This window comes from Shewanella sediminis HAW-EB3, assembly GCF_000018025.1.
Classification (GTDB): Bacteria; Pseudomonadota; Gammaproteobacteria; order Enterobacterales; family Shewanellaceae; genus Shewanella; species Shewanella sediminis.
Window position 1 is genome coordinate 4,609,241 of record NC_009831.1, and the last position, 22,027, is coordinate 4,631,267.

The following is a 22,027-nucleotide window of genomic DNA, read 5'->3' on the forward strand; positions in this document are numbered from 1 at the left end:
AAACCTCTTTTCCCTCTCAACTCTTACTTTTTACTTCTCACTCATCAAGGACCACCATGCAAGTCACCTCAATCGAACGAGTAAAGCGGGCTTTTATTGCCGGGATATGGGCTACGCTCGTGAGTATAACGATTGGTTTTGGATTTAAAATTTGGTTAGCACAGTGGGTTGCCAAAGAGGATCTCGCGCTCTATCACACCGTCGTCGATATCGTCTCCTTGTCGCTGATCCTGATGACAGGTTTTCGCTCCTCCATGGTGGTGAGCTATTCCCAGACTCAAAATGATAGAGATATCACCAATATCTTTCGCTATAGCTTAATCGCTATGGTACTGCTCACCTGGGGAGTCGTGCTGCCTTACATAAAGCATAGATTACATATCGATGTGGAATATTTTCACTTAGTCGGGATCATCTTAGGGATGGGGTTTAAAGTCTATTTTACCAACCAAATTGCCATGTACCGTATGTATACCATCTCCAACAGGGTGACCTGGCTGGAGCCCCTAAGTCAGGTGATGATCTTTCTGACCTGTTTCTACCTGCTACAACAGTCCGCCATCGCTTCGCTATTTTTCAGCTTAATGCTCTCCTCTATCGCGATGGCGGGCTTTATGTTTTTCAATAGACGTAAACAGATTGCGACCACGCCTCTGGCCTCGGTAAATTTGGACCCAGGCCTACGCAACTTCGTGAAGAAAAGCTTTACCGCTTCACTCGAGGCCGGGGCAAGCATATTGATGATCTATATCACCGTCCTGATGACCATAGGCCATTTCAGCATAGATGAGCTAGGTGACTTTCAGGTTGTTGTCCGGCCTATCATCGCTTATCTGACCCTGTTATTTGTCTTCCCGATATACCGATTTGTTTTCCCGGAACTCGCAGTCTGCGTGCGTAAAAATGACCTTGAACAGATAAAACAGATAAAGCGCTGGGTATATAAGCTTGCCGTTATTATAGGTGCCGGCTTCTTTACGCTTATGCTCTGCTTTAGTCATGAGATAGTGAGCTGGGTATTCCCACCGCAATACAGCAAGGCTGCCCCCGTCTTGATGCATTTCTCCATGTTCTTCGTGTTTATGATGCTCAATGCCTATCAGTTAGCATTTATCAAGGCTCATGGCCTGTTTACTCAGAGTTTGATCATCAGGATCAGCGGGATCCTGGCGTTAATTGGCAGCTACTATATTTACAGTCGGATCACAGATAATGTCGTTGCGGTGATCTTGGCTCTGGGAAGTGGCTATCTGTTGATGTTCATCTTATCCAGCATAGTCGAGAGACAGATATCAATACCAAGCAGTATAAAGATGTGATCGCTCAGCGAGAATTTAGCGTTTCAGAGGCAAGGCAACGAGTGAAGAACATAGTTATTCTACGTTTAAGCTCGTTAACACCGCATCGGATGCGCTAAAACTCGCCTTTCAGGAGTGTTTTTGGCTGCCTACTTCTGTGTTGAATGACTTCAGAAGGGAGCACCATTCCCTCATCCATTCGCCTTGAATTAGTTTGCCAAAAACACTCTGAGTAGATCACTTTCTTATACAGCTTGGTATAAAGCGCGGTGACAAGTGCGCCACCGCGACCTAGTTGTAAATCACACAAGTTTTGAAAAGTTCATCATTGATGCGAAACAGCACAGGTTTTATGATTTTCTTTATGGCTGATAGTGGAAATATCTACCGGCTTAGGTTTAAAGAAACAGACACGATTTCGACCGGAATTCTTAGCTTCATACAAGGCCAGATCTGCCTGAGTCGTCAGATCTACAAGATCCGAATCTTGAGTCGGTGAGATACTGGCAACGCCAATACTGACGGTAATAAACTCACTGGTCAGTGAGCTGTTATGGGGAAGACCCAGACGTTCGATATTATATTGGCAACGTTTTGCAGGAGAGAGGCAGTCTCGGGTATCAGGCAGTAACACGACAAACTCTTCACCCCCATAACGGGCCACAAGATCGGTATTCAGATTCAGCGTCTGACTTAATGCCTGGGCGACTTCACGTAAGCATTGATCGCCGGCGAGATGGCCATAGGTATCGTTGTAAAGTTTAAAATGGTCGATATCTATCATCATCAAGCCAATTTTTGACTCCTCTCTTATCGCTTTTTGCCACAATGCTTGCAGGGTCTCATCGAAGCAGCGTCTGTTAGGAATTTTAGTTAATCCATCGGTTTGAGAAAGCTCTTCCAGCTTACGTTTGGCTTCATTGAGATCATGGGTTCTCTGCTCGACCTCACTTTCAATCAGCTCCGAACGCCTTAAAATCGCATAGATATAGGATGCCCCCAGCAAGACAAAGAGTCCTCCGAATATCGCTATCATATAGGGCAATTTACCTCTTCGCTCAACGACATAGCCCGTACTGGGAACGGCAACAATCGTCCACTGTCTACCACTAAACCGAGTCAGCGACTTTTCATAGGCGAAGGTTTGCTGCGATGAATTCAGGGAGAGCGCCGCTGGAAAGTTTGAATAGAGGCTGCTGTCGCTATTTGATGTCCTATCCTCCAGGGAGAAGTAGATTCCATGAGCCAAGGTTCGCTTGATCGCACTATCAAACATGTCACCGATACGATAAACACCCAGCACATATCCACGAAGCTGGTCACGACGTTTAAATACCGTAGTGGGCTCCCCCGTGTATATGGGTACAAAGATGCGGATCCCTTTTTGATTCGAGTGATATTGAAGCAGGCTTATGCCGGGCGACGCTACCGACTGATCCAGATCTCGCGCCTTCTCCAAAGTCTCGACTCTTTTATCGCTGGAGGAGAGATCGAATCCCAGGACCACCTCGTTACCGGCGATTGGCGCAACGTAGGAGACGGGGAAGTAGCTGTCCCTGTCGAGGGCGCGGATCATGCCTTGGGGACCAACCTCGGTAATTTCAAAATCGGGAAACTCGGCGCGTCTCGAATCCACATAGGCCAGCCTTTGATTCTCGAGCACTTTTGGCGCCCACTCCAAGGCCTGAATATCCTGATGTCTGGCAAGAAAGCTTTGGGCAATTCGGTTAAATTCGGCTGAACTTACCTCATCTGAGCTATCAAAGAGCCCTTTAATGGCAAAAAGCACCTCAATATTGAGCAGTAACTCCCTCTCTAAGGCTGCCGCTTTATCATCGACGTCCTTGTGAAAGTCCTGCTCAATTGCCTTAGTCTCTTCTTCATAGAAACTTTTTCCCATATAGCCCGAAAGGCTTAAGCCTATCAAGATAGCGGTTAAGAGAATGTACTTTGAAAAAAAATTCATACCGTGAAATTGTATCCATGAAAACAGGCATTTAATCTACAGTTTACACGAGAGAAGAGTTAGGAGTTAACATTTTTTTCACATTAAAACGAAATGTTATTCGCCTAAGCGATATTAACAAATCATAAAAAAGTACTAGTTTTACAGCGTGATAAAGTGGGTTATTCCGGAGAATGACCCTTGGGGGATTTGAAATCGATAATCTCGCCTTGATTAGCCTGGATGGCCTTATCACCAACAAATACTCTATTTCTACCGGACTCCTTTGCCTCCATAAGAGCGGCTATTGTCTTTGAGATAAAATCATCGGGGTCACACCTTTGAGTCGGAATGATAGTCATAACCCCGAGACTAATGGTGACATATTCGGAAACCGGCGAGTCTTCATGGGGGATATACAGTTTTTCTACATTCGAGAGACATTTATCGGCCAAAATAGCGGGCTCTTCTGTATTGGGCAACAAGATGGCAAGCTGTTCTCCACTGTATCTGGCCACCAGATCGGAGTTTCTGCTCGATGTATTCGAGATTTCCTTTACCACATCCTTTAAACACTGATCGCCCGCACTGTCACCATAATGCGCCTTGTATAACTTGAAATGATCAACCTCTATCATGATTAACGACAACGAGCTGCCATCGCGAATAGCCCTCAACCATTCGGTCTCATATTGAGCATCAAATTGCCGACGATTAGCCACCTTGGTCAGTCCATCGATAAGAGCTGTATCCTTCAATGCCTGCTTAGCTTTATGCAAAGCTTGGGTACGTTCAAACACTTCGGCCTCAATAAGAACCGAATGTTTCATGACAGCATAGAGATAGGCGCCGACAAGCAGTACAAACAAGATACAGAAGCTGCCGCTCATCAAGGGCAGTAAGCTTCTGCGTTCGACGACATAGCCTAAGCTAGGAGTGGCCACAAGCGTCCATTGTCGTCCACCGAAACGGCGTAAAGGCTTGCTGTAGTTAAATTCAACTGATGCCATACCTTGAGCTTGGTCGGTGGAAAAGTTGGCATAGAGTTGAGCCGCCTCGATACCGGTATTATCAATCAGACTCAGGTTGAGTCCTTGTACACTGGTATGCCTAACCGCGGCTTCAAATATTTCACCAATTCGATACACGCCAAGCACAAACCCCAAAAATTTTTCTCGACGCTTTTTCAGCGTAGTAGGTTCACCGTCATAGATAGGCATAAAAACAAGCACCCCTCGTTGATCTGAGGTCTCTTGAACCAATCTGATACTTTCTGTTGCCAGAGACAGATCTAAGTCTCTTGATTTATTGATTATTTTTAGTCTTTTTTCATCAGAAGCGAGATCGAAGCCCAGAGCCACTTCATTCCCCTTCAGAGGCTCCGCATAGTAGACAGGGAAATATACGGCGCGCTCTGAGGCCCGGACCATACGACCTTGAGACTCGCGCTCTGTAAATTCAAAATCCGGATGCATGCGTCTACCAGCCTGTTCATAGGCATCTCTGTGATCCTGAATAACCTTAGGGATCCACTCAAGTGCCTGAATGTCCTGATGCCGAATTAAGAAACCACTCGCCAGCCTGTTAAACTCTTGTGCCGTGACATTTTCAGAACTGTCGAACAAGCCCTTAAGTGCATATAACACTTCTGATTTCAGCAAGAGTTCACGCTCTAAGGCTGATGCTTTATCATCAACATCGCTTCTGAAATCAGCCTCAATGGCCTGCGTCTCTTTCTGATAAAAGCTGTAGCCAATCAACCCGGAAAGCAGTATGCCAATCGATACTGAGAATAAGATAATATAACGCGTATAGGAGTTAGATATGGGCATGACTAAGGCACTGTAGCCTTCCTAAAATGGGTGCATTCTTTAGAACGGTGAAGCTTGGATTCACTCTCGTCTCCTCTGCAGCAGATGAAATCCATCGACTCACGTATCGAAACGATGGCAACGCCTTATTCATTGAGCTTAGTTCCAAAAGAGGGGAAATCAAATGATAATCGTTTGAACCTATCCCACGCCAGCGTGAGATTTCGCCGGTATTTGTCTCCATAAACATGGAATAGCGATTAGCTTCAAGCATCTACCAGATAGATGAATACAGCCAGCCTCAATACTCCGCTATCACTGGGGTATAGGAGGAAGATCTTCGTCTGACACTGTTAAGGAGGAACTGCCCTATAACGAGTCTGAAGAGCAGCAATTTATCATTGAATCTGCTCTGGAGTTGCGAAGACCAATTATCAAAAATAAATTGAAACTAATACGCCGATTATCGATATTGTTTATATAAAGTTGGAGAGTAGAATAACTGTTTTCCACCTCGCAGCTATCCAATGGAGATTGTAAATGAGCGAACTAAGCTACCTGACCAAAAAGCGTTATACCACCAAGGCATTCGATCCGACCAAAAAGATCGCTGCAGACAAAATCGAAGAGATTAAGACGCTGCTTCAATACAGCCCCTCATCTACCAACTCTCAACCCTGGCATTTTGTGCTGGCGTCATCTGAAGAGGGTAAGGCCACAATTGCCGAATCGACGGTGAACTTTGGCTTTAACACCCAAAAGCTGCTCAATGCATCACATGTTTTGGTGCTGTGTACGAAAGTGCTTATGGATGATCAACACTTGTCAGCGGTTCTGGAGCAGGAGGAGAAAGATGGTCGATTCAGCGATGAGGAGGCGAAACAGGGGCAACACAATGGTCGCTCCTTTTTTGTAAACATGCACAGGTATGAGTTAAAAGACGCTCAACAATGGATGGAAAAACAGGTGTATCTGGCGCTCGGAAACCTGCTGCTGGGTGCCAGCGTGATAGATGTCGATGCATGCCCCATCGAGGGTTTCGATGCGACTATACTTAACCAGGTGCTGGGATTAAGAGAACAAGGTTATTGCGCTTCAGTCATCGTAGCTCTGGGTTACAAGGCAGAAGATGACTTTAATGCAAAACTACCTAAGTCCAGGCTGCCACAGGAGCAACTCTTCACCGAGATATAATACCAATAGGTATAAACATCCCCATGTGCTCCTACATGAGTTATCTGTAGGGGCAATCACTCTGCCCACTTGTATTCCTAATCCTCTGTGTCATAGTCTGTTTAATGTTACTTCTTTCAATGAGAGTAATCGCCAGTTGAGGATGGATTCTGAGTATGCTTTTTGCCAAAAATTCAACGACGCTCCCGGCCCTTTCTGATTCGACATCGGTAGCCGATATCTCTGTTATCAAAGGTGATAACCCCCTTATCTGGCCACTACTCAGCTTACTACAGACCTCAAATAAGAGCTGGAAAGTCCATCACCTGGCATCCGAATTACAAAATAAAGGCTTGATGCAAGATCTCGATGAGGATCAACAAAAAGCCCTCTTCAAGCGCAATTTTCTGTTGATGAACGCCCTGTTTGAGCTCCAGGCTATGCTATTGCCACAACACTGGCTCCAGGTTAAGGCGATGGAGATCCAAATATTTCGAATCATCCCCAGAAATTTAGATTCCAGCCTCAGAGAAGATGATGCACTGAGAGAGTATTACCTTAACTGGATTAACTACGATACCTGTCCCAATATCATACAAGAGATGCTCGAGTCCTTCTGGAACCGTTATGAAGATTATATCGGTACCAACCCAAACTTGATGCATAAGGGTCAGGCGCTGGCCGTATTCGAGCTGGATATGAATGCCACAGACAGGGAAGTGCGGCGCCAGTGGCGTAAACTGGCACTGAAGTGGCACCCTGACCGTCCCGATGGCAATGCGGCTCAATTTCGAAAAGTGTGTGAAGCCTGGCAAGCTTTAAGAGAGAAATATTAAAATCTCCCTCAAACCCCAACCTAAGTCACATTAGTAGGCCTGTTTCCTGTTGTAAATTCAGTCATAATTAAGCTTAAGCTTCTATGCTAAATTTAGCTGAATTTTTCAGGCACCTTTGCAGGCTCTTGCGATATTTGATCGAGCCGCGGGTCACTTTTGAGGACAAAAGATTGATTAAACATATTGCACTAGCATTAACATTAGCCGTTGCACCATTGAGCAGCTTTGCCGCACAATTTGTAGAAGGTAAGCATTTTACTCAAGTTTCTGATAAAGCACCGAGTGCCCAGCCTAAGCTTACTGAGTTTTACTCTTTTTATTGCCATAACTGCTTCAACATGGAAACCCAGTACCTTGGCGATATCAAGGCTAACTTAAATAAAAACGTGAAGTTCGATAGCAAGCACGTTGACTTTATGAATAGCGAAATTGGTACCGAAGTCATGCGTTCATTGGCCGTCATTCAGGAGCTGGATGCGGGTGATAAGATGACTCATGCTATGTTCGCCGCCATTCAGGGAGATGAAGGCGCCAATGGTCATAGCCATGATCACGACCATAGTGCCCATGAGAAGCCTGAGCTGAACAATCGAGACGATATCAAGAAGGTCTTTGCCGACAAGGGTTTCGATGTCAGCAAATATGATGCTATCGCCGACAGCAAAGCCGTGAACGACAAAATTGATCTATGGCGCGTACAGCAAAGAGAGTTTCGCATTCAAAGTGTTCCGGCATTTATCGTCAACGATAAATACGCCGTCAATATGGGACAGGTCCGTACTCTGGGTGAACTTATCGACCTTATCAACTACTTGGCCGTTGAGCATAAATAATACCAATCGGTATATTTAAAGTAGATTTCAGCGTACTGAATTCAATAAAGGCTCCCGAAGGAGCCTTTTTTATGGGCGATTTCAGCCTTCATAGATGCTTACTCAACACCTCACGCCACTTTTCGAGTAATACCGGCCAACGCGCCGCCACTATCTGTCTTGCTTGACGACTCAAGCCCAGTGACGCATTCGACTCTTTGTTGTCACCAAGCAGCGCTTCGGCGCGATCAATCAATTTATCGATCGCTTCAACGATCTTTTCAGGGGTCAGCTCGGCAAGCCTTATCAAGTCCCCGGTTCGATTCAGCCCCAATGATTCGATCTCCTCGAGCTGCTCATTGAGCCCATCGACACCACTGGTGATAATGGTTTTTCCTGCGGTTAAAGACTCCTGGCAAGTCAGACCAAAAGGTTCCCAGCGTGACGGTATCACTACGGCATCACATCCGGATAGGAATTGAGGCACATCATGGACCTCACCGACAAAGCGCACATGGGGCAGGTTCGCCCATTTTGTTTCGAGCTCCTCTAACTCCTCTCCCCCGCCTGCTAACCTGAGTTCAACCTTTTCAGGTGAAAGTTGAGTCATAGCCTCGAGCAGGAGATCAAACCCCTTCTGGGAATCGAAGCGCCCATAGGCGCCGAGTACGACAGGCCTACCAATGGGCTTAGCCGACAACATCAAAAACGGGGTCACATCCTTTGCCTGCCCCATCACAATGAGCTTGTCTTGACTCGTCAGCCTTTCCCTCTTCATCCAATTGGCTTGTGCATCCGACACAGACAGTACACGAGTCATTAATCGGTAACAGAGCCTCAGCATCAGCAAGAAGCGCCAGGACTTGGCGACTCTATGCTTAACGAAGTATTCACTGTAGTGATGCTCTTGATAGAGGAGTGGCGTTCCAATGTTGGCCAGACGAAGCAGACAGAGGCCGGGTAGCTTTCGCCAGGAAGCGGCGGCGTGCAGGCAGATAATATCTGCGCTGTAGCGTCTGGGAAACCAGGAGTGTAGATTGAGGATACAGATCTTAAAGTCAAACGTCTGCTTCAGGCTTGATTCAGACTGGCTCTCGAGCGCCAACTTGACGCCACCCAATTTGCTATCATCGACAAGATGGATCACTTGCGGTCGCAAAGGCACCTCACTGACGCTAAGTACTAGGTACTAAAGGAAATATAGCCTAATTAATGGCTTACCCACAGAGTGTAGATCAATCTCGAATAAAGTCTAATAGATGTAGACCCGCTAAGACAATGTGCAGCACAATAAAACCAATAAAGCTCTTAGCCAACATAATATGGTAGCCGCGCCATAAAAGTGCATCCGGGGTTCCCTGCAGAAAATACCAGATCACGCCGGTAAAACCTACACCAACGAACACCAGCATTCCCAAACCTTCGATCCAGCTAAAAAGTCCACTGCCACCGGCAATGGGGAGCTTTCCTTTAAATAACCCACTAATGTCTTTCTTTAATTGCGAGAAATCGCCCTTCAGCCAGGGAAAGTACTGACGCCACTTCCCCTTCAAGCTATTAGAGAGCAGAAAGGTGAAAGAGAAGATGGCCGTTATGAGCCCCAGATAAACATGGGCCAGATCCCAGAAGGAGGCGCTTGCTCTCAAGCTACGACCAATTAAGATCCAACCACTGGTTATGATGAGATAAGCCGATAAGATGATGATGAATAGGTGCTGAAGCTCATTTAACTTAGCGAATAACTTTGTAATTGCAGATGCAGGCTTAGACATATGATGCCTCATGAATGAGCGAAATAGAATGTGATGAAGCTGATACCCGCGCAGCCCCTTTTTAAAGGGGCGTAAATACTCTGGAGTTGGCCGCTCAGTTAAAGTGCGTGAAACTCTTGAGCGTATGTCTCAACCTTAGCCCAGTCGGTATACTCAATCTTAGTGTTGGCATCGGTAGGACCTTTGGTGATCCACATGATGAAACGAATAATATTACGATCCATTGCACCGTAACCTTGATAATCTATATTACCTGCAACAACTTTCAGCAAAGTAGGACGCCAATCTGTTTTCTCGAGAAACGCCTTGGTATATGGGTTGGTCTCTACGGTATTTTTCGCCGGCTTGCGCGCCACCAGATTAACCGAGAAGAAGCTGGTGACCTTCTGTTCCAACATAACACGATTGTGAGATATAAACTCATAAACGGATGGGTTGTGCTTACCGTTACGGATGCTTGCACCTAAGATTACCTTGTCGAATACCGCCAAATCGGGTACGTCATCGATACTCGATGCAGTCACAGTATTTCCAACAGCCTCAAGTTGTTGCTCTAAATATTCACAGATCTTACGCGTCTGACCATGCACACTTGAGTAGATAATTAAGATGTTGCTCACCAGCACCTCTTGAAACTTGATAATAATTGACAGCTATAATAATAAGATAAATACCGCTTAATTTACATGAAACAGATCACGGCAAACATTTGCAAAACTCGGGTAAATTTTACCTGCATCACAAATCCTTATTTCCATTCAGTCGGAAGCTAATCCGTTTGCCGGTATAGAAAGAAAAACGGCCACCTCAGTTACACTGAAACGGCCGTTATTTATCTGTTAGAAGTTGTTACCTTAAGGTTTAAAGCGACATAAGGAAATCAACCACTTGCTCCCGCTCAGACCGGTTGAGCGCCATAAAGTCATCACGACTCTGCTCGCTTTCACCGCCATGCCATAAGATCGCCTCTTCCAGAGTCGCTGCACGACCATCATGGAGGAAGCCCGCCTGAGGGTTCACGGTTTGTGTCAGGCCGATTCCCCAAAGGGAGCGTGTACGCCACTCATTGCCATCGGCCAGAAAATCCGGACGCCCATCTGCTAAATCATCACCCATGTCATGGAGCAGCATGTCTGTAAATGGATAGATAGTCTGCCCCTTGAGCGCCTCAGCCATAGGTAAACCACCAATATTACCCGCAGATTTAGTCACGAATCTCGCCTTGTGACAACCGGTACAATTGAGCTGCTCGAACAAGCGCGCCCCCTCACGCACATCCTGGCTTTCAATATTGCGCCTTGCAGGTACCGCAAGGGTTTCGGCATAGAAGACCACAGAATCACTAAACTCTGCGCTTGCCTCTGGTGCCCCATTTTCATCTTCCCCCGTATCCGTGAAACCGGTTCGGGTCAGGTAACTGTCGTGCAGCGCCGTACCGACTACGCTCTCATCGGGAAACAGTGGGTTAGTAATTCCGATATCACCACGCAGTGCACCTAAAGATTGCACTCGTACACTAGGCGTGTTGGCTTTCCAGCCAAAACGGCCTAAAGAGACCGGGTTGGGATCGCCGGCCTGAGCCTTTACCGCATCGAATACAAAGTTAGCCCGACCGGAGATCTTATCTCCATCGACATCATCGATATCTACCAGAGCCAAGATGTCGGCCTCGGGGATCGCTTCGAGTAAGCCGAGTCCGAACACCGGCATTCCATTTCGCCATCCCATTAAGACGTCATCTTGTAATAGTTCAGATGTTACGTTGGCACTGCTTAAAGTCTCACCCGGTGCATCATATGGGTTTTCAACATCAAAAAGCGGCTTTTTCAATGTGATACTCGTTCCATCGGGATAGGTAACTTGCTTAGTCTCATAGGAGAGGTACACATCTGCCTGACCACCAAATAGATTGTCTTCCCAATCGGGTCTGGCCTTCAATACACCACGATGAAACAGTTGACCGCCAAAATTTGGCACCCCGATGGGGGCACAATAGTTATTTGCCTCGGTACCTAAGGTACATGGTTCGGCGGGCGCTTTACTGATCCGCAGAAATAACCCGGCCTCGGAGCCCAGCTTAATGCGGTCTTTGCCGACCTGAACCATAGGAGTCGAGTTTCTCCCGTCACGCTGGTGACATGAATTACAGTCGGCATTATTAAATACGGGGCCTAAACCATCGAGATCCGGGTGTTCACTGTTCGGCGCTGTAGTAAATGCCGTTTCAAAGCCGAGATCTCCCTCTAAATGAAGCTCCAGGTTGGCATCAGACAGGTTAGGGGCCGGCGTCGAGAAACCGTGGCCCGACTCTGAGGCATCGAATGTGGTAGTCTCACCGCCACTGGCACTGATATCGGTATATGCCGGGTAGATTTTTTCATCCGGCTTAGGCTCAGGAGTATCATCTCCTGAACCACCACAGGCGCTCAACCCTATACATAGCGCAAATGCTAAACCCGGGTATCTGTGTGTCATCATCATTTTATCTCACACTGGTTTTATTATTCCGGCGATGGCACCTCTATCCTGAGATAGCCACCACCGGTGAACAGGCATCCATAAATAAAAGGGAGGCCGTTCCTACGCCCCCTTCAATTTACTGACTTAAAAGAGCTTATAAATCGGGAGTTACACTTTCCAATCATTAAGCAAAGGCAATATGTCGGACTCTAAGCTGGTTTGCAGTTTAGAGAGGGCATCGATTGCGGTTTGAACCCTGGCGCGCCCCTCAACATCTGATATTGCCTGACGGAAAGGCATGTTGTTTGTACCTGAGATGGCCTGAATCTTAATAATGGCATCATCAATCTCGCTGCCAACACGAGCGGCTAATGTGGCATCGGCCGCTTTAACGAAATCGACAATCCCTTGCTTATCGCTCGCGCCCGTTAACTCTCCCTGATAGACATTACGAACACCGACGATGTTATCGCTAAAGTCTGTTAGCGAGTTCCAGGAGTATTGAGATTCCACCTTTGATGTGTCCGCAGTCTCTAACGATACGCCGAATGGATCGGCAATTTTACCGTTGCCCACCTCATCGACGATGCCTATCATGCCGTTCACCAGCTCCTGGATCACACCTACCTGAGAGCTATAGAAGGTGTTGCCGTCACTACCCGGGCTCTTAACCAGCTCGCCATAAGCCTTGCCACTTTGTCCGTCATGACTTACCTGCCATGCATCATCGAGCACCTTAGTGTAATCACGGAACACTTCCGCTAAGCCCATCAGGTACTCATTTTCGGCAGTCGTCAGGTCGGCAATCGCTTTCTCATTGTCTGCAATCCCATCACCAAACAATAGGTACTCCATGGTGTGGAATCCCTGAACATCGTCGTTCCACCCCTTGATGGTCTCGGCATCGAAACCTGAGTTGTTAGCCAGAACGGTGGTCAAATCTGTGGTATTCAATGGCCAGCTATCTAAGTGTGGATCGATACCTAAAGAGTCAACCGGACCGAAGATATGCGACTCACCTTGCTCCCAAGGCTGACGCGCCGCTTTCCACGCCTCTTGAGCGGCAAGCAAGTTAGCCTGCGTCGGCGTGTTGACCAATGTCTGTGTGGCCAATAACAGCGACTCACCTTTCATCGCCAGAGTGGCATAACCACTGACTATCACGTCATCGGTCAGGTTTGTGATCATCTCAGTCGCCGCAAATTCGAACTTAGACTCATCGACCGGAGGGGTCGTATCGTCGCTGCCGGAACCACCGCAAGCCGCCAATGTAGAGATGAGTGCAAGTGCAATTGCAATTGCCGAATATTTTAATGATTTCATGTAAAGCTCCATTTTTACTTAATGTTGTACTTCATGTTTGATGAGCTATGTGACCTTAAGATCACAGCGAGAACTGGTAACCGACACCCAGCGCGAAAAAGTTGGTATCGGGTATTGATGACACGGCGACCTGCTGACGACCGACCTCGGCCTTGAGCACAATCTCGGGGATCGGAAAGTAGTTAACCCCGACACTGGTCCAGGTATTTTCATATCGCTTGGTGGCGGTCCCTGTTTCGACTTCGGCCAAGGGATTTGAGTAATCGATATTGGCAAAGATAGTGATTGGTACTGGGGTGAATTGACCCAGGTCGACGCCGGCTTCGACGAAGAAAGCTTCCGACTTAGAGCCTAATTGAGCGAAGTTACCGGGTTTCAGACCTGGGGTGGTTTTATTTGATTGGGTAATGGCATCGGCATCACTCAGTGTGCCATTGAGATATTGGCCACGTAAGATCCAGGGACCTTGAACGAATGCGCCTGAGACGGCCAGAATGCTCACCGTACCATCGCCGGATACCTTGTTGCTCTTATGGCGATTTCCAGTGGTATTACCGTAGTAATAGGCGACACCTACAGCCGAGCCTTTCTTAAAGTTTCCGTAATCGAGACGCAACGCATAGGCCAGATCATCGGCATTAACATGCTCGAATCGCTTTTGGTGGCCAGATGCAACCCAGTCATAGGTTCTGAAGTACTCGGAATTAAGTCCGCTAACGACCTGAGCCTGATAGTGAAAATTCGCTACTTCACCAAACAGACCGACACCGGTTTCGTTCCAGACCGCGGGTAACATGGCAGCTTCACTGCGATGACGCAGCACGGTCAGATACTGATCGGGTTTATGTAGAATGCTCGACAGACCGATTGGCAGGTGGATATTACCAAACTTAACCCCGAAGGCATCGCTGGGACGGTACCTCAATTGAGCCTTCTCAATCATGACCTCACCACCGGCCTCGACCTCAGATTCGAACTCTCCAAACTCATCGAAACCGTCATATTCCAGGGCGGTACCTGTACCACCGTGCTCATATTCGATCTCGACTTCCATGTCCCACTCGTCGTTAAACTGGTAGCCAAATTCAGTCACAATTCGCTCAAGGTCAAAACGACCACGGCGCTCAGGTGAAGTATCTTGCACATTTTCAAAATACTCAGCGCTGGTGTAATTCATGCTGCCGTATGACTTGAACTTAAACTTGCTGAATTTACTATCAGCAAGCTCCTGCTTGGCAGCTGTGACCACTTGGGCCTGCTTCTGCTGCTCTTGCTGCTGCAGTTTTTGCTGCGAGGCAAGTTCTGCCAAATCTCGCTTGAGCTTGTTAAGCTCAGCCTCCTGCTTCGCGATCGCCTGTTGGAGCTGTTCAGGCTCGGCTGCCAAAACCTGTGTACTACTCAGGCCAGCAAGACTTAGCGTTGTGATAGATAGAGCCAGCAAAGTTAACTTAGATTTCATATTTTTATCCGCACTGAATTAACAGTTCCCCCTAAATTTGCGAATAAATTAGTTTAAATACGAATCGTTTGCATTAAAATTTACAATAAAAATTACACTTCGATTACTTTTTTTGCAGCCAAGCAGACAAAAAGCTGATAGGAGAGCTGTGCAGATAATAGCCATAACGGAGGGGGGTAGGCTTCTGGTCACAATGTAGGAGCGGCTTTAGCCGCGAAGGTTTCCGGCAGCATGAAAGGAGTCAGTTCCCAGCCAAAAGCTTCGCCGGGATGACGGGCTATAATATGTAGGAGCGGCTTCAGCCGCGAAGGTTTCCGGCAGCATGAAAGTAGTCGGTTCCCAGCCAAAAGTATCGCCGGGATGACGGCTACTATGTAGGAGCGGCTTCAGCCGCGAAAGCTTGTCGCCCTATCGCCTTCCCGGACTTTTCTTGAACCTTATCGCCCTCTTAATCTCAAACCTTCTTAATCTCAAACCTTAGTCATTGGCGCACCTGAAGCCAATGGAACCATAGATGCTATCACCACTGATTGGCGCTTTGATATTACGAAAAGAGCTGCGCAGGTTAAGTGCCGTCTCATCCCATGAGCCGCCCCTTACAACCTTACGGGGGGTGGGTTTCTGATCCGTAAGGTTCCCTTGAACATATTGTGCGATACCATCTTTCGCATACCAGTTCATGGTCCACTCTCCGACATTGCCATGCATATCGAATAGGCCCAGTGCATTGGCAGATCTTGAGCCTATCGGCCAGGTACGGTCCTCCCCACAACCATCGGGTTCTCCAGCTACGGAGCCCATGGTTTTACCGTCGTCCAAAATAGCTTGCTTGCAGCTAACGGCATCTCCCCAGGGATATCGCGTTAAACTCGATGCACGAGCCGCCTTCTCCCACTCCGCCTCATAAGGCAGACGCTGGCCTCGCCATTGGCAAAAAGCCTGTGCCTGCGACCAATCGACGCAATTGATAGGGTGATGATCCCGCCCCTTAGCCCCTAAGTTACAGTATTGATTACGGTCATGATCTTTAGGTCTTTGGCACTTCCCCGCATCCAGACAGGCTTGATATTCACTGACCATTACCTCATGAGTATCGATGTAAAATGCAGGCACAAAAACGGATACTCCACCGGGTTTTCCCTCGTCGGACTCACAGTCACTATCTTTGACTGAACACCCCATCTGAAATGAAGATTCTGGCACCAACACCCCCACTTTCAGCTGAGTTGAATCGGCTAAAACCGATGAACTCATTAAGAGTGGGAGCAGGCTTAATTGCGACACGATTAATCGCGATAACCCTGGCAGTGGTAAGTGAGATAATTTCAAACCAGACATAACATCTTCCTTATGTAATTTCTGTAAACGACCCTTCCACATTGAAGCGCTCAATGGGCTGTTCAATTCAGTGTTCAACTAAGTGTCCAAGAAGCAGCCGGAGTCATTAAAGGACCTTACTCCCCTTAAGTTCCTTTCACTATAGAGTTAACTGTTTAAAATAAACACTACCAAGATAAGAATTAACTCATGTAAACTGATCTACCTACTAAAAATAATAATCATTAGCATGGAATGACACTATGAGTAAAAGCCCGCAAAAACTCCTTCTCTGGATGACTTTTATCATGTCTCTGGTGTTTTCGGTATGGCAGGTGCTTTTAAATAATTTCGTTATCGAACAGGCACAATTCACAGGTGCCGAAATTGGTGTGCTCCAGAGTTTACGAGAGGTTCCTGGCTTTCTCGCCTTCACCGCCATCTTCATTCTTCTGCTTATCCGCGAACAAGCATTTGCACTACTCTCGCTCGCCCTATTGTGTGTCGGCGTCGCGATCACAGGCTTTTTCCCCCAAGTCTTAGGGCTTTATCTGACTACCATATTGATGTCAGTCGGATTTCATTACTTCGAAACCATCAACCAGTCCCTGACGCTACAATGGGTGGATAAGAAAGAGACAGCCGGTTTTCTGGGTAAGGCACTGGCATGGCGCTCTGCGGCGGCGCTGTCAGGCTATGCCAGCATCTGGCTAATCATGAGTTGGCTTAAACTCGATTATGTGTGGATGTACGCGCTGATAGGCTGCTTGGGCCTCTTGATGGTGATCACTATTACCGTGTATTTCCCCCAATTTGAGGTCGGAGAGCCCCAACATAAGAAGGTGATCCTCAGAAAAAAATATTGGCTCTATTACCTGCTGACTTTTTTCTCCGGGGCAAGACGCCAAATATTCATGGTGTTCGCCGGCTTTATGATGGTGGAAAAGTTTGGCTATAGTGTGAGTGAAATTACCACATTATTTCTCATCAACTACGTTATTAACCTGCTGTTTGCTCCGGCTATCGGTCGCTTCATCGGTCGAATTGGCGAGCGAAGAGCACTGACAATTGAGTACCTTGGACTGATCATCATCTTTGTCAGCTATGCACTGGTTGAACACCCTGAAATGGCGGCCGCACTCTATGTTATCGACCATCTGTTATTTGCGATGGCCATAGCGATCAAAACCTATTTCCAAAAAATTGCCGACAGCAAAGATATTGCCGCGACCATGTCAGTTAGCTTTACGATTAACCACATCGCCGCAGTCGTGATCCCGGCCATGCTGGGCCTGCTTTGGCTATACTCACCTCAAGCGGTATTCTACATAGGGGCGGGGTTCGCAGCCTGCTCGCTGCTTCTGGCCAGGAATATTCCAACGATGCCTACTCAGGGAAATGAAGTGAATTGGTCATGGAGTCCAAAAAAAACAGCACACAGAGTGAAGCAATGAGCCATTTTGGTTAAGATAGCGAGTATAATATTCGTTCGATAACAAACCCGTGGGTAGAGCATGGTTGAATTAGCAAGGATCAATGAGACAAAGGCTGCACAGTCTGATGTGTCGGCCCGCAAAAAAGCACTGCTATTAGGTCGCCAGTTAGGGTTAAGCAGCGAAGAGGGCTATCGCCCCGGCAATGCCTCTGTCGCCGAACGGGCAGCCTTTCGTCAGCAAAAAGTATCCAGCCAGTACCAGGCTAATTTAGAAACGATCTATGCGATAGCACTCAGCAATACGCCTTCCGATGTAACCGGAGTCGACCTCGATCCTGACTGGGCACACCAATTTTTTCAAATCGCCGAGCAGATCCATAACCGCAAGATGCAGGAGTTATGGGGACGAATACTGGCCAATGAGATAACCACCCCAGGTAACTTTAGTTTAAGGACCCTGTCGACCCTAAAGCAGTTAACCCATAAAGAAGCTCAGATATTTGAAAAAGCCCTGGGTATGGCGGTAAAGGTCAATAATGAATCACGCCTAAAGCTAATCATAGGCTATCGATACACAGGCGGTTTTGGGCAAATATTCAGAAAATCTTCACCTATCAATATTGGTCTTTCCAATTTTGGCCTGCCCTACTCCAATATTCTGACCTTAGTCGATGCAGGCATTCTGCACAGAGGCGAGTTCGAGACCGGACTACTAAACAGCAAAACCCCCATGAGCTTCACCTTGCTCGATGAAAAAATGAAATTAACCCCTAAGAGCGGTCATCTGCTATTTAATTATTATCGGTTAACGCCTATCGGTGACGAGTTAACTCAACTCATACACCCCAAAGCTGATACCGAGTACGCAAAAGCCTTCAAGACACTATTTTCAAAAGATTTTAAGATTGAGTAAGAACGAGTTAAAGGCAGGGAAAGACAGTGTTAAGTTTTAAGTCACGAGAGCAAGATAAGCAAAGAAAGCTATAAGCTTCAAACCTGGAGCCTGCTCTTTACAAAGAATGAGTTCAGGATGACGGGCTCAATAGCTTCGCGGCTAAAGCCACTCCTACATGGGGAATGTCGAACCTCGTGGCTAGAACCTAGAACCTCGTAGCCCCAAAACATTCGCGGCTAAAGCCGCTCCTACATAGAGAACGTCGCAACCCTCACCTCGTTCCCCGCACCTCGTGACTCGTAGCCTGTAGCTGTAGCTGTAGCTGTAGCCCTTAGCCTGCGGCTTATAACTCATAACTGATAGGGCGGGACTCAGAGTCACTCTGAGGTGTAAACCAGTTAAGCGTATCGGCAAGCTGAACCACCTCGCCGATGATCATCAAGGCAGGCATCTTCAATTCAGGATCTGCCGCGAGTTGTTCCAGCTCTCCCAGCTTACCGATAAAACGGCGCTGCTCGGATGTGGTCGCCTTAGAGACGATGGCTACCGGGGTTTGAGCACTTCGTCCGGCATCGATAAGCCCCTGACTGATAATCCCCGCATTGAGGATCCCCATATAGATAACTAAGGTGTTACTGGGGTTGGCATAGTTTGCCCAGTCCATAGGCCTACTGCCCAACTGACAATGTCCCGTGATAAAGGTTACGCCCTGAGCATGATCTCTGTGGGTCAGGGGAATACCGGCATAGGATGAGGTGCCGCTGGCTGCGGTAATGCCCGGTACAACTTCAAACTCCAGCCCGGCTTCAACTAAACTTTGCAGCTCCTCTCCGCCACGGCCGAAAATAAACGGGTCTCCGCCTTTTAAGCGCACCACATTCTTACGGGTAAATCCTTTGGTCACCAGGAGTTGGTTTATCTCATCTTGATTCGCACTATGTTTACCCGCTCGTTTACCGACGGCAATTTTTTCAGCATCAAAGGGAACGAGTGCCATGATATCTTCACTGACCAGGGCGTCGTAGAGAACCACCTCTGCACTCTTTAGGATCCGGTACGCCTTGAGTGTCAGCAATTCGACATCTCCCGGCCCTGCACCTACCAGCCAAACTTTTCCACCCGCTCTCTGACCCGGTAAAGTTACAATTTCCATCTCACAGCCCCACATACTATTGAATACAGTGAAATATAACGGCCAGCTTATAACTTAATAAATAGTTAAAAGTTAATATTTATAACTTATAGTTATTAGAACACTTCTATTCCAACTCAATCTCCCCAAAACAGAGTGCTTACCGAGTGCTAATATCAAAACACATTTATTAACCGTTAAAAATCATAACCTTGCGCTTGCATATAATTTAAAGCATCGAAACGAATAACGGATGAGAATATGAACTTTCTCGACTTTGACACTAACTTATCGCAAATAATTCTAGTCGAATGGTTGAGGTTAACCGGATCTAAACAATCTATACTCAACATCGTATTGGCAGCGCAGAGCGGCGGGTAGATGATGGCATTCACCTCCGGCCCATCTTAAAGCACAAGGCTATAAATCCAACTCATCAAGCAATACGAAACCAACGACATATCTGATATATCAATAAGATACATAAAGTCAGGTATCCACTTAACCGCATGCTTTTATGAACGAAAGGGTTATGAATAAAGCCAAGTAGACTACAATTGAGGTACATAAGATGAGTATTCATCATCAATTTGGTGTATCACATCCACTGTTTTTGAATCGGTTTTTTGGATCTGTTTTATCTGAAGCTTCTCGCATATAGGGCGCTGAAGTATACATATCAAGGAGTGATATGAGGTTTGGATTTAAAGAGATAGTAAATACATTTGGCTTATGTTTACTGATAAGTACACTACAACTGGCGCATTTAACCCTCACTTCCACGGAATACAGGGTGAGTCTGCGTCATGGTGAAATGCGCCACGATCTCAACATATTAGTTGATGAGCTCAGGCAGCATTCGGCATTTTCTGGCCTGAATAGCTCACGGTTGGAAAACATTGAGCAGGCAATAGACTCTATTCTCTATCGCTACCCCATCAATATTACCAGCGACAAATTCAAAGCCGAAGTGATAAAACTTATCGCCATGCTCGATGACCCGGGCACAAGCATCACCACCCACACACAAGCTTCAGGCGTCCTACCGTTACGGTTGAGACCCTTGGGAGATACCTGGCTCGCACTGAACGAGGACGAGCAACTGTTAGATCCGCAGCACCCCTACATTACTCACATCGATGGAATTCCACTCTCTCGCTGGATAGATGTCAGTTTACGTTTTATTCCGTACTCCCTTAGACTGAGTCTTTCTCAGCAGATACAATGGCTTTCGCAACTTAACATGCTGAGAGCGGAGATGGGACTCGCCGTTACCAATAAGGTCAGGCTCACTCTGACAGATAACCTGGATTCGAACATACAGCTGATATTAGCTGTGCAGACAGACTCTCCGCTAAAAGATGCACTCATCCTCAAAGACCCACTCGATATTGAAAGCGGCGCCGCCCTGATTAGCATTACAGATCTGACCCGGTTTGAAACCGACCCCTTGGCGCTAAAAGAGTTACAACTCGCCTTTACGCACCCGTTAACCATCCTGGACTTAAGAGAGGTTACCGGAAACAGTGACAGGCTATTGAGGCTACTGGTCAGTGAGTTTGCAGGAACAGAGCAATTTAACAGGAGTGATGAAGCCGATAGATACCTGATGGCGTTATCGCAATATCGGCGCTCGACGGACTTTAATGGCAATCTGCTCAGGCCGCTTAACTTTCTCCCTTTCGATGAATTTAATTTCTTCGAGCAGCTTCAATTTTCAGATATCAGCCAAACGATAAACAATGAAAATGCCGCCCGTTTTGGACACTGGTATGCCAGACGCTCTCCCGCAATCACAGGATTAAACACAGATGAAAGCAAGGCTCATCGTCTCGCACTATTAATCGGTCCCGAATGCCGGGAGGAGTGTGAGTGGATAGCCTACGTAGCGAAATCTTTGCCCAGAGTGACACTTATTGGAGAGAAGACCTCCGGAGACTTAGGCAAACGCTATGGTTTCAGGTTACCCCAGAGCAATATCGAGGTAAGAGTCACTGCAAGTATTACCTACAGCGCACGAGGGAAATTACTATCGGGTATAGGTACCCAGCCGGACATAGAGCTACCAATCAATGAAACCATTCACTGGCAAGGTTTAGTCACCTTGCTCACTCATGAGAGAGGGCCCGGTGAAAATAATCAAGCAAGCGTTCCTGAACTATCGCTAAAACGAGTTGAAACTGCCGACTCGAAAAACTCAGCACTCATCGATTTATGGAGTCAAAGCTCCCCATAATATTAATTATCGAGCGTAAGCTTGCCCCTCAAAACTGACGATAAGAAAGCCAGATATCAATTAAGGCAGTGCTTCTGTTAATATTACTTTAATATCGGTTAAAACAGCCCCTTAACTATGAGT

General features: G+C 47.0%; 17 protein-coding genes. 7 read left to right on the top strand and 10 right to left on the bottom strand.

The window, feature by feature from the left end:
- Positions 1 to 56 precede the first annotated feature (56 nt).
- Positions 57 to 1,319, top strand: a complete 1,263-nt coding sequence (locus SSED_RS19770; RefSeq protein WP_012144116.1) for a lipopolysaccharide biosynthesis protein — start codon at positions 57 to 59, stop codon at positions 1,317 to 1,319.
- Positions 1,320 to 1,623: 304 nt separating this feature from the next.
- Here the strand turns inward: SSED_RS19770 and SSED_RS23770 are convergent, their stop codons facing one another.
- Complete coding sequence (locus SSED_RS23770; protein ID WP_012144117.1) at positions 1,624 to 3,264, bottom strand: diguanylate cyclase domain-containing protein; 1,641 nt, start codon at positions 3,262 to 3,264, stop codon at positions 1,624 to 1,626.
- A gap of 161 nt (positions 3,265 to 3,425) precedes the next feature.
- The gene (locus SSED_RS19780; protein ID WP_012144118.1) at positions 3,426 to 5,075 is read right to left on the bottom strand and encodes a CHASE domain-containing protein; all 1,650 of its coding nucleotides are present in this window, start codon (positions 5,073 to 5,075) and stop codon (positions 3,426 to 3,428) included.
- 519 nt (positions 5,076 to 5,594) lie between these two features.
- Here SSED_RS19780 and nfsB point away from each other — a divergent pair.
- The 3 genes from nfsB to SSED_RS19795 all read left to right on the top strand — a co-directional run bounded on the left by nfsB (position 5,595) and on the right by SSED_RS19795 (position 7,896).
- A complete protein-coding gene (gene nfsB / locus SSED_RS19785) occupies positions 5,595 to 6,248 on the top strand; it encodes an oxygen-insensitive NAD(P)H nitroreductase (RefSeq protein ID WP_012144119.1) in 654 nt (217 codons plus the stop codon).
- Positions 6,249 to 6,403: 155 nt separating this feature from the next.
- A complete protein-coding gene (locus SSED_RS19790; RefSeq protein WP_012144120.1) occupies positions 6,404 to 7,063 on the top strand; it encodes a DNA-J related domain-containing protein in 660 nt (219 codons plus the stop codon).
- A gap of 170 nt (positions 7,064 to 7,233) precedes the next feature.
- The gene (locus tag SSED_RS19795) at positions 7,234 to 7,896 is read left to right on the top strand and encodes a thiol:disulfide interchange protein DsbA/DsbL (RefSeq protein ID WP_041421823.1); all 663 of its coding nucleotides are present in this window, start codon (positions 7,234 to 7,236) and stop codon (positions 7,894 to 7,896) included.
- 88 nt (positions 7,897 to 7,984) lie between these two features.
- Here the strand turns inward: SSED_RS19795 and SSED_RS19800 are convergent, their stop codons facing one another.
- The 7 genes from SSED_RS19800 to SSED_RS19830 form a co-directional block, all read right to left on the bottom strand.
- Positions 7,985 to 9,034, bottom strand: coding sequence for a glycosyltransferase family 4 protein (locus SSED_RS19800; RefSeq protein WP_012144122.1), 1,050 nt, complete (start codon positions 9,032 to 9,034; stop codon positions 7,985 to 7,987).
- A 76-nt stretch (positions 9,035 to 9,110) separates the two neighbouring features.
- Positions 9,111 to 9,647: a cytochrome b/b6 domain-containing protein gene (locus tag SSED_RS19805; protein WP_012144123.1), complete on the bottom strand. Its 537-nt coding sequence runs from the start codon at positions 9,645 to 9,647 to the stop codon at positions 9,111 to 9,113.
- A 98-nt stretch (positions 9,648 to 9,745) separates the two neighbouring features.
- Positions 9,746 to 10,267, bottom strand: a complete 522-nt coding sequence (gene hemG, locus SSED_RS19810; protein WP_041421825.1) for a menaquinone-dependent protoporphyrinogen IX dehydrogenase — start codon at positions 10,265 to 10,267, stop codon at positions 9,746 to 9,748.
- A 241-nt stretch (positions 10,268 to 10,508) separates the two neighbouring features.
- On the bottom strand, positions 10,509 to 12,128 hold the full coding sequence (locus SSED_RS19815; protein ID WP_012144125.1) for a di-heme oxidoredictase family protein: 1,620 nt from the start codon (positions 12,126 to 12,128) through the stop codon (positions 10,509 to 10,511).
- 147 nt (positions 12,129 to 12,275) lie between these two features.
- On the bottom strand, positions 12,276 to 13,430 hold the full coding sequence (locus SSED_RS19820; RefSeq protein WP_012144126.1) for an imelysin family protein: 1,155 nt from the start codon (positions 13,428 to 13,430) through the stop codon (positions 12,276 to 12,278).
- 61 nt (positions 13,431 to 13,491) lie between these two features.
- Positions 13,492 to 14,889 carry a porin family protein gene (locus SSED_RS19825; RefSeq protein ID WP_012144127.1) on the bottom strand — a complete coding sequence of 466 codons (1,398 nt, stop codon included), beginning with the start codon at positions 14,887 to 14,889 and terminating at the stop codon, positions 13,492 to 13,494.
- Between the two features lie 477 nt (positions 14,890 to 15,366).
- Positions 15,367 to 16,227 (bottom strand): formylglycine-generating enzyme family protein, encoded by an 861-nt coding sequence (locus SSED_RS19830; RefSeq protein ID WP_012144128.1) that lies wholly within the window; start codon positions 16,225 to 16,227, stop codon positions 15,367 to 15,369.
- Between the two features lie 242 nt (positions 16,228 to 16,469).
- On the opposite strand from SSED_RS19830, the gene SSED_RS19835 reads away from it, so the two are divergent.
- The gene (locus SSED_RS19835; protein ID WP_012144129.1) at positions 16,470 to 17,660 is read left to right on the top strand and encodes an MFS transporter; all 1,191 of its coding nucleotides are present in this window, start codon (positions 16,470 to 16,472) and stop codon (positions 17,658 to 17,660) included.
- Between the two features lie 60 nt (positions 17,661 to 17,720).
- Positions 17,721 to 18,554, top strand: coding sequence for a TIGR03899 family protein (locus tag SSED_RS19840; RefSeq protein WP_012144130.1), 834 nt, complete (start codon positions 17,721 to 17,723; stop codon positions 18,552 to 18,554).
- A gap of 325 nt (positions 18,555 to 18,879) precedes the next feature.
- Here the strand turns inward: SSED_RS19840 and cobA are convergent, their stop codons facing one another.
- The gene (gene cobA, locus SSED_RS19845) at positions 18,880 to 19,689 is read right to left on the bottom strand and encodes a uroporphyrinogen-III C-methyltransferase (RefSeq protein ID WP_012144131.1); all 810 of its coding nucleotides are present in this window, start codon (positions 19,687 to 19,689) and stop codon (positions 18,880 to 18,882) included.
- A gap of 670 nt (positions 19,690 to 20,359) precedes the next feature.
- Between cobA and SSED_RS19850 the strand changes: the two genes are divergently transcribed.
- Complete coding sequence (locus SSED_RS19850; RefSeq protein WP_012144132.1) at positions 20,360 to 21,904, top strand: S41 family peptidase; 1,545 nt, start codon at positions 20,360 to 20,362, stop codon at positions 21,902 to 21,904.
- Positions 21,905 to 22,027 lie beyond the last annotated feature (123 nt).

Excerpts from the sequence above, each read along its gene's own strand:
- SSED_RS19770 (WP_012144116.1), top strand. The coding sequence starts at position 57 with ATGCAAGTCACCTCAATCGAACGAGTAAAGCGGGCTTTTATTGCCGGG.
- SSED_RS23770 (WP_012144117.1), bottom strand. The coding sequence starts at position 3,264 with ATGAATTTTTTTTCAAAGTACATTCTCTTAACCGCTATCTTGATAGGC.
- SSED_RS19780 (WP_012144118.1), bottom strand. The coding sequence starts at position 5,075 with ATGCCCATATCTAACTCCTATACGCGTTATATTATCTTATTCTCAGTA.
- nfsB (WP_012144119.1), top strand. The coding sequence starts at position 5,595 with ATGAGCGAACTAAGCTACCTGACCAAAAAGCGTTATACCACCAAGGCA.
- SSED_RS19790 (WP_012144120.1), top strand. The coding sequence starts at position 6,404 with ATGCTTTTTGCCAAAAATTCAACGACGCTCCCGGCCCTTTCTGATTCG.
- SSED_RS19805 (WP_012144123.1), bottom strand. The coding sequence starts at position 9,647 with ATGTCTAAGCCTGCATCTGCAATTACAAAGTTATTCGCTAAGTTAAAT.
- SSED_RS19815 (WP_012144125.1), bottom strand. The coding sequence starts at position 12,128 with ATGATGATGACACACAGATACCCGGGTTTAGCATTTGCGCTATGTATA.
- SSED_RS19820 (WP_012144126.1), bottom strand. The coding sequence starts at position 13,430 with ATGAAATCATTAAAATATTCGGCAATTGCAATTGCACTTGCACTCATC.
- SSED_RS19825 (WP_012144127.1), bottom strand. The coding sequence starts at position 14,889 with ATGAAATCTAAGTTAACTTTGCTGGCTCTATCTATCACAACGCTAAGT.
- SSED_RS19830 (WP_012144128.1), bottom strand. The coding sequence starts at position 16,227 with ATGTCTGGTTTGAAATTATCTCACTTACCACTGCCAGGGTTATCGCGA.
- SSED_RS19835 (WP_012144129.1), top strand. The coding sequence starts at position 16,470 with ATGAGTAAAAGCCCGCAAAAACTCCTTCTCTGGATGACTTTTATCATG.
- SSED_RS19840 (WP_012144130.1), top strand. The coding sequence starts at position 17,721 with ATGGTTGAATTAGCAAGGATCAATGAGACAAAGGCTGCACAGTCTGAT.
- cobA (WP_012144131.1), bottom strand. The coding sequence starts at position 19,689 with ATGGAAATTGTAACTTTACCGGGTCAGAGAGCGGGTGGAAAAGTTTGG.
- SSED_RS19850 (WP_012144132.1), top strand. The coding sequence starts at position 20,360 with ATGAGGTTTGGATTTAAAGAGATAGTAAATACATTTGGCTTATGTTTA.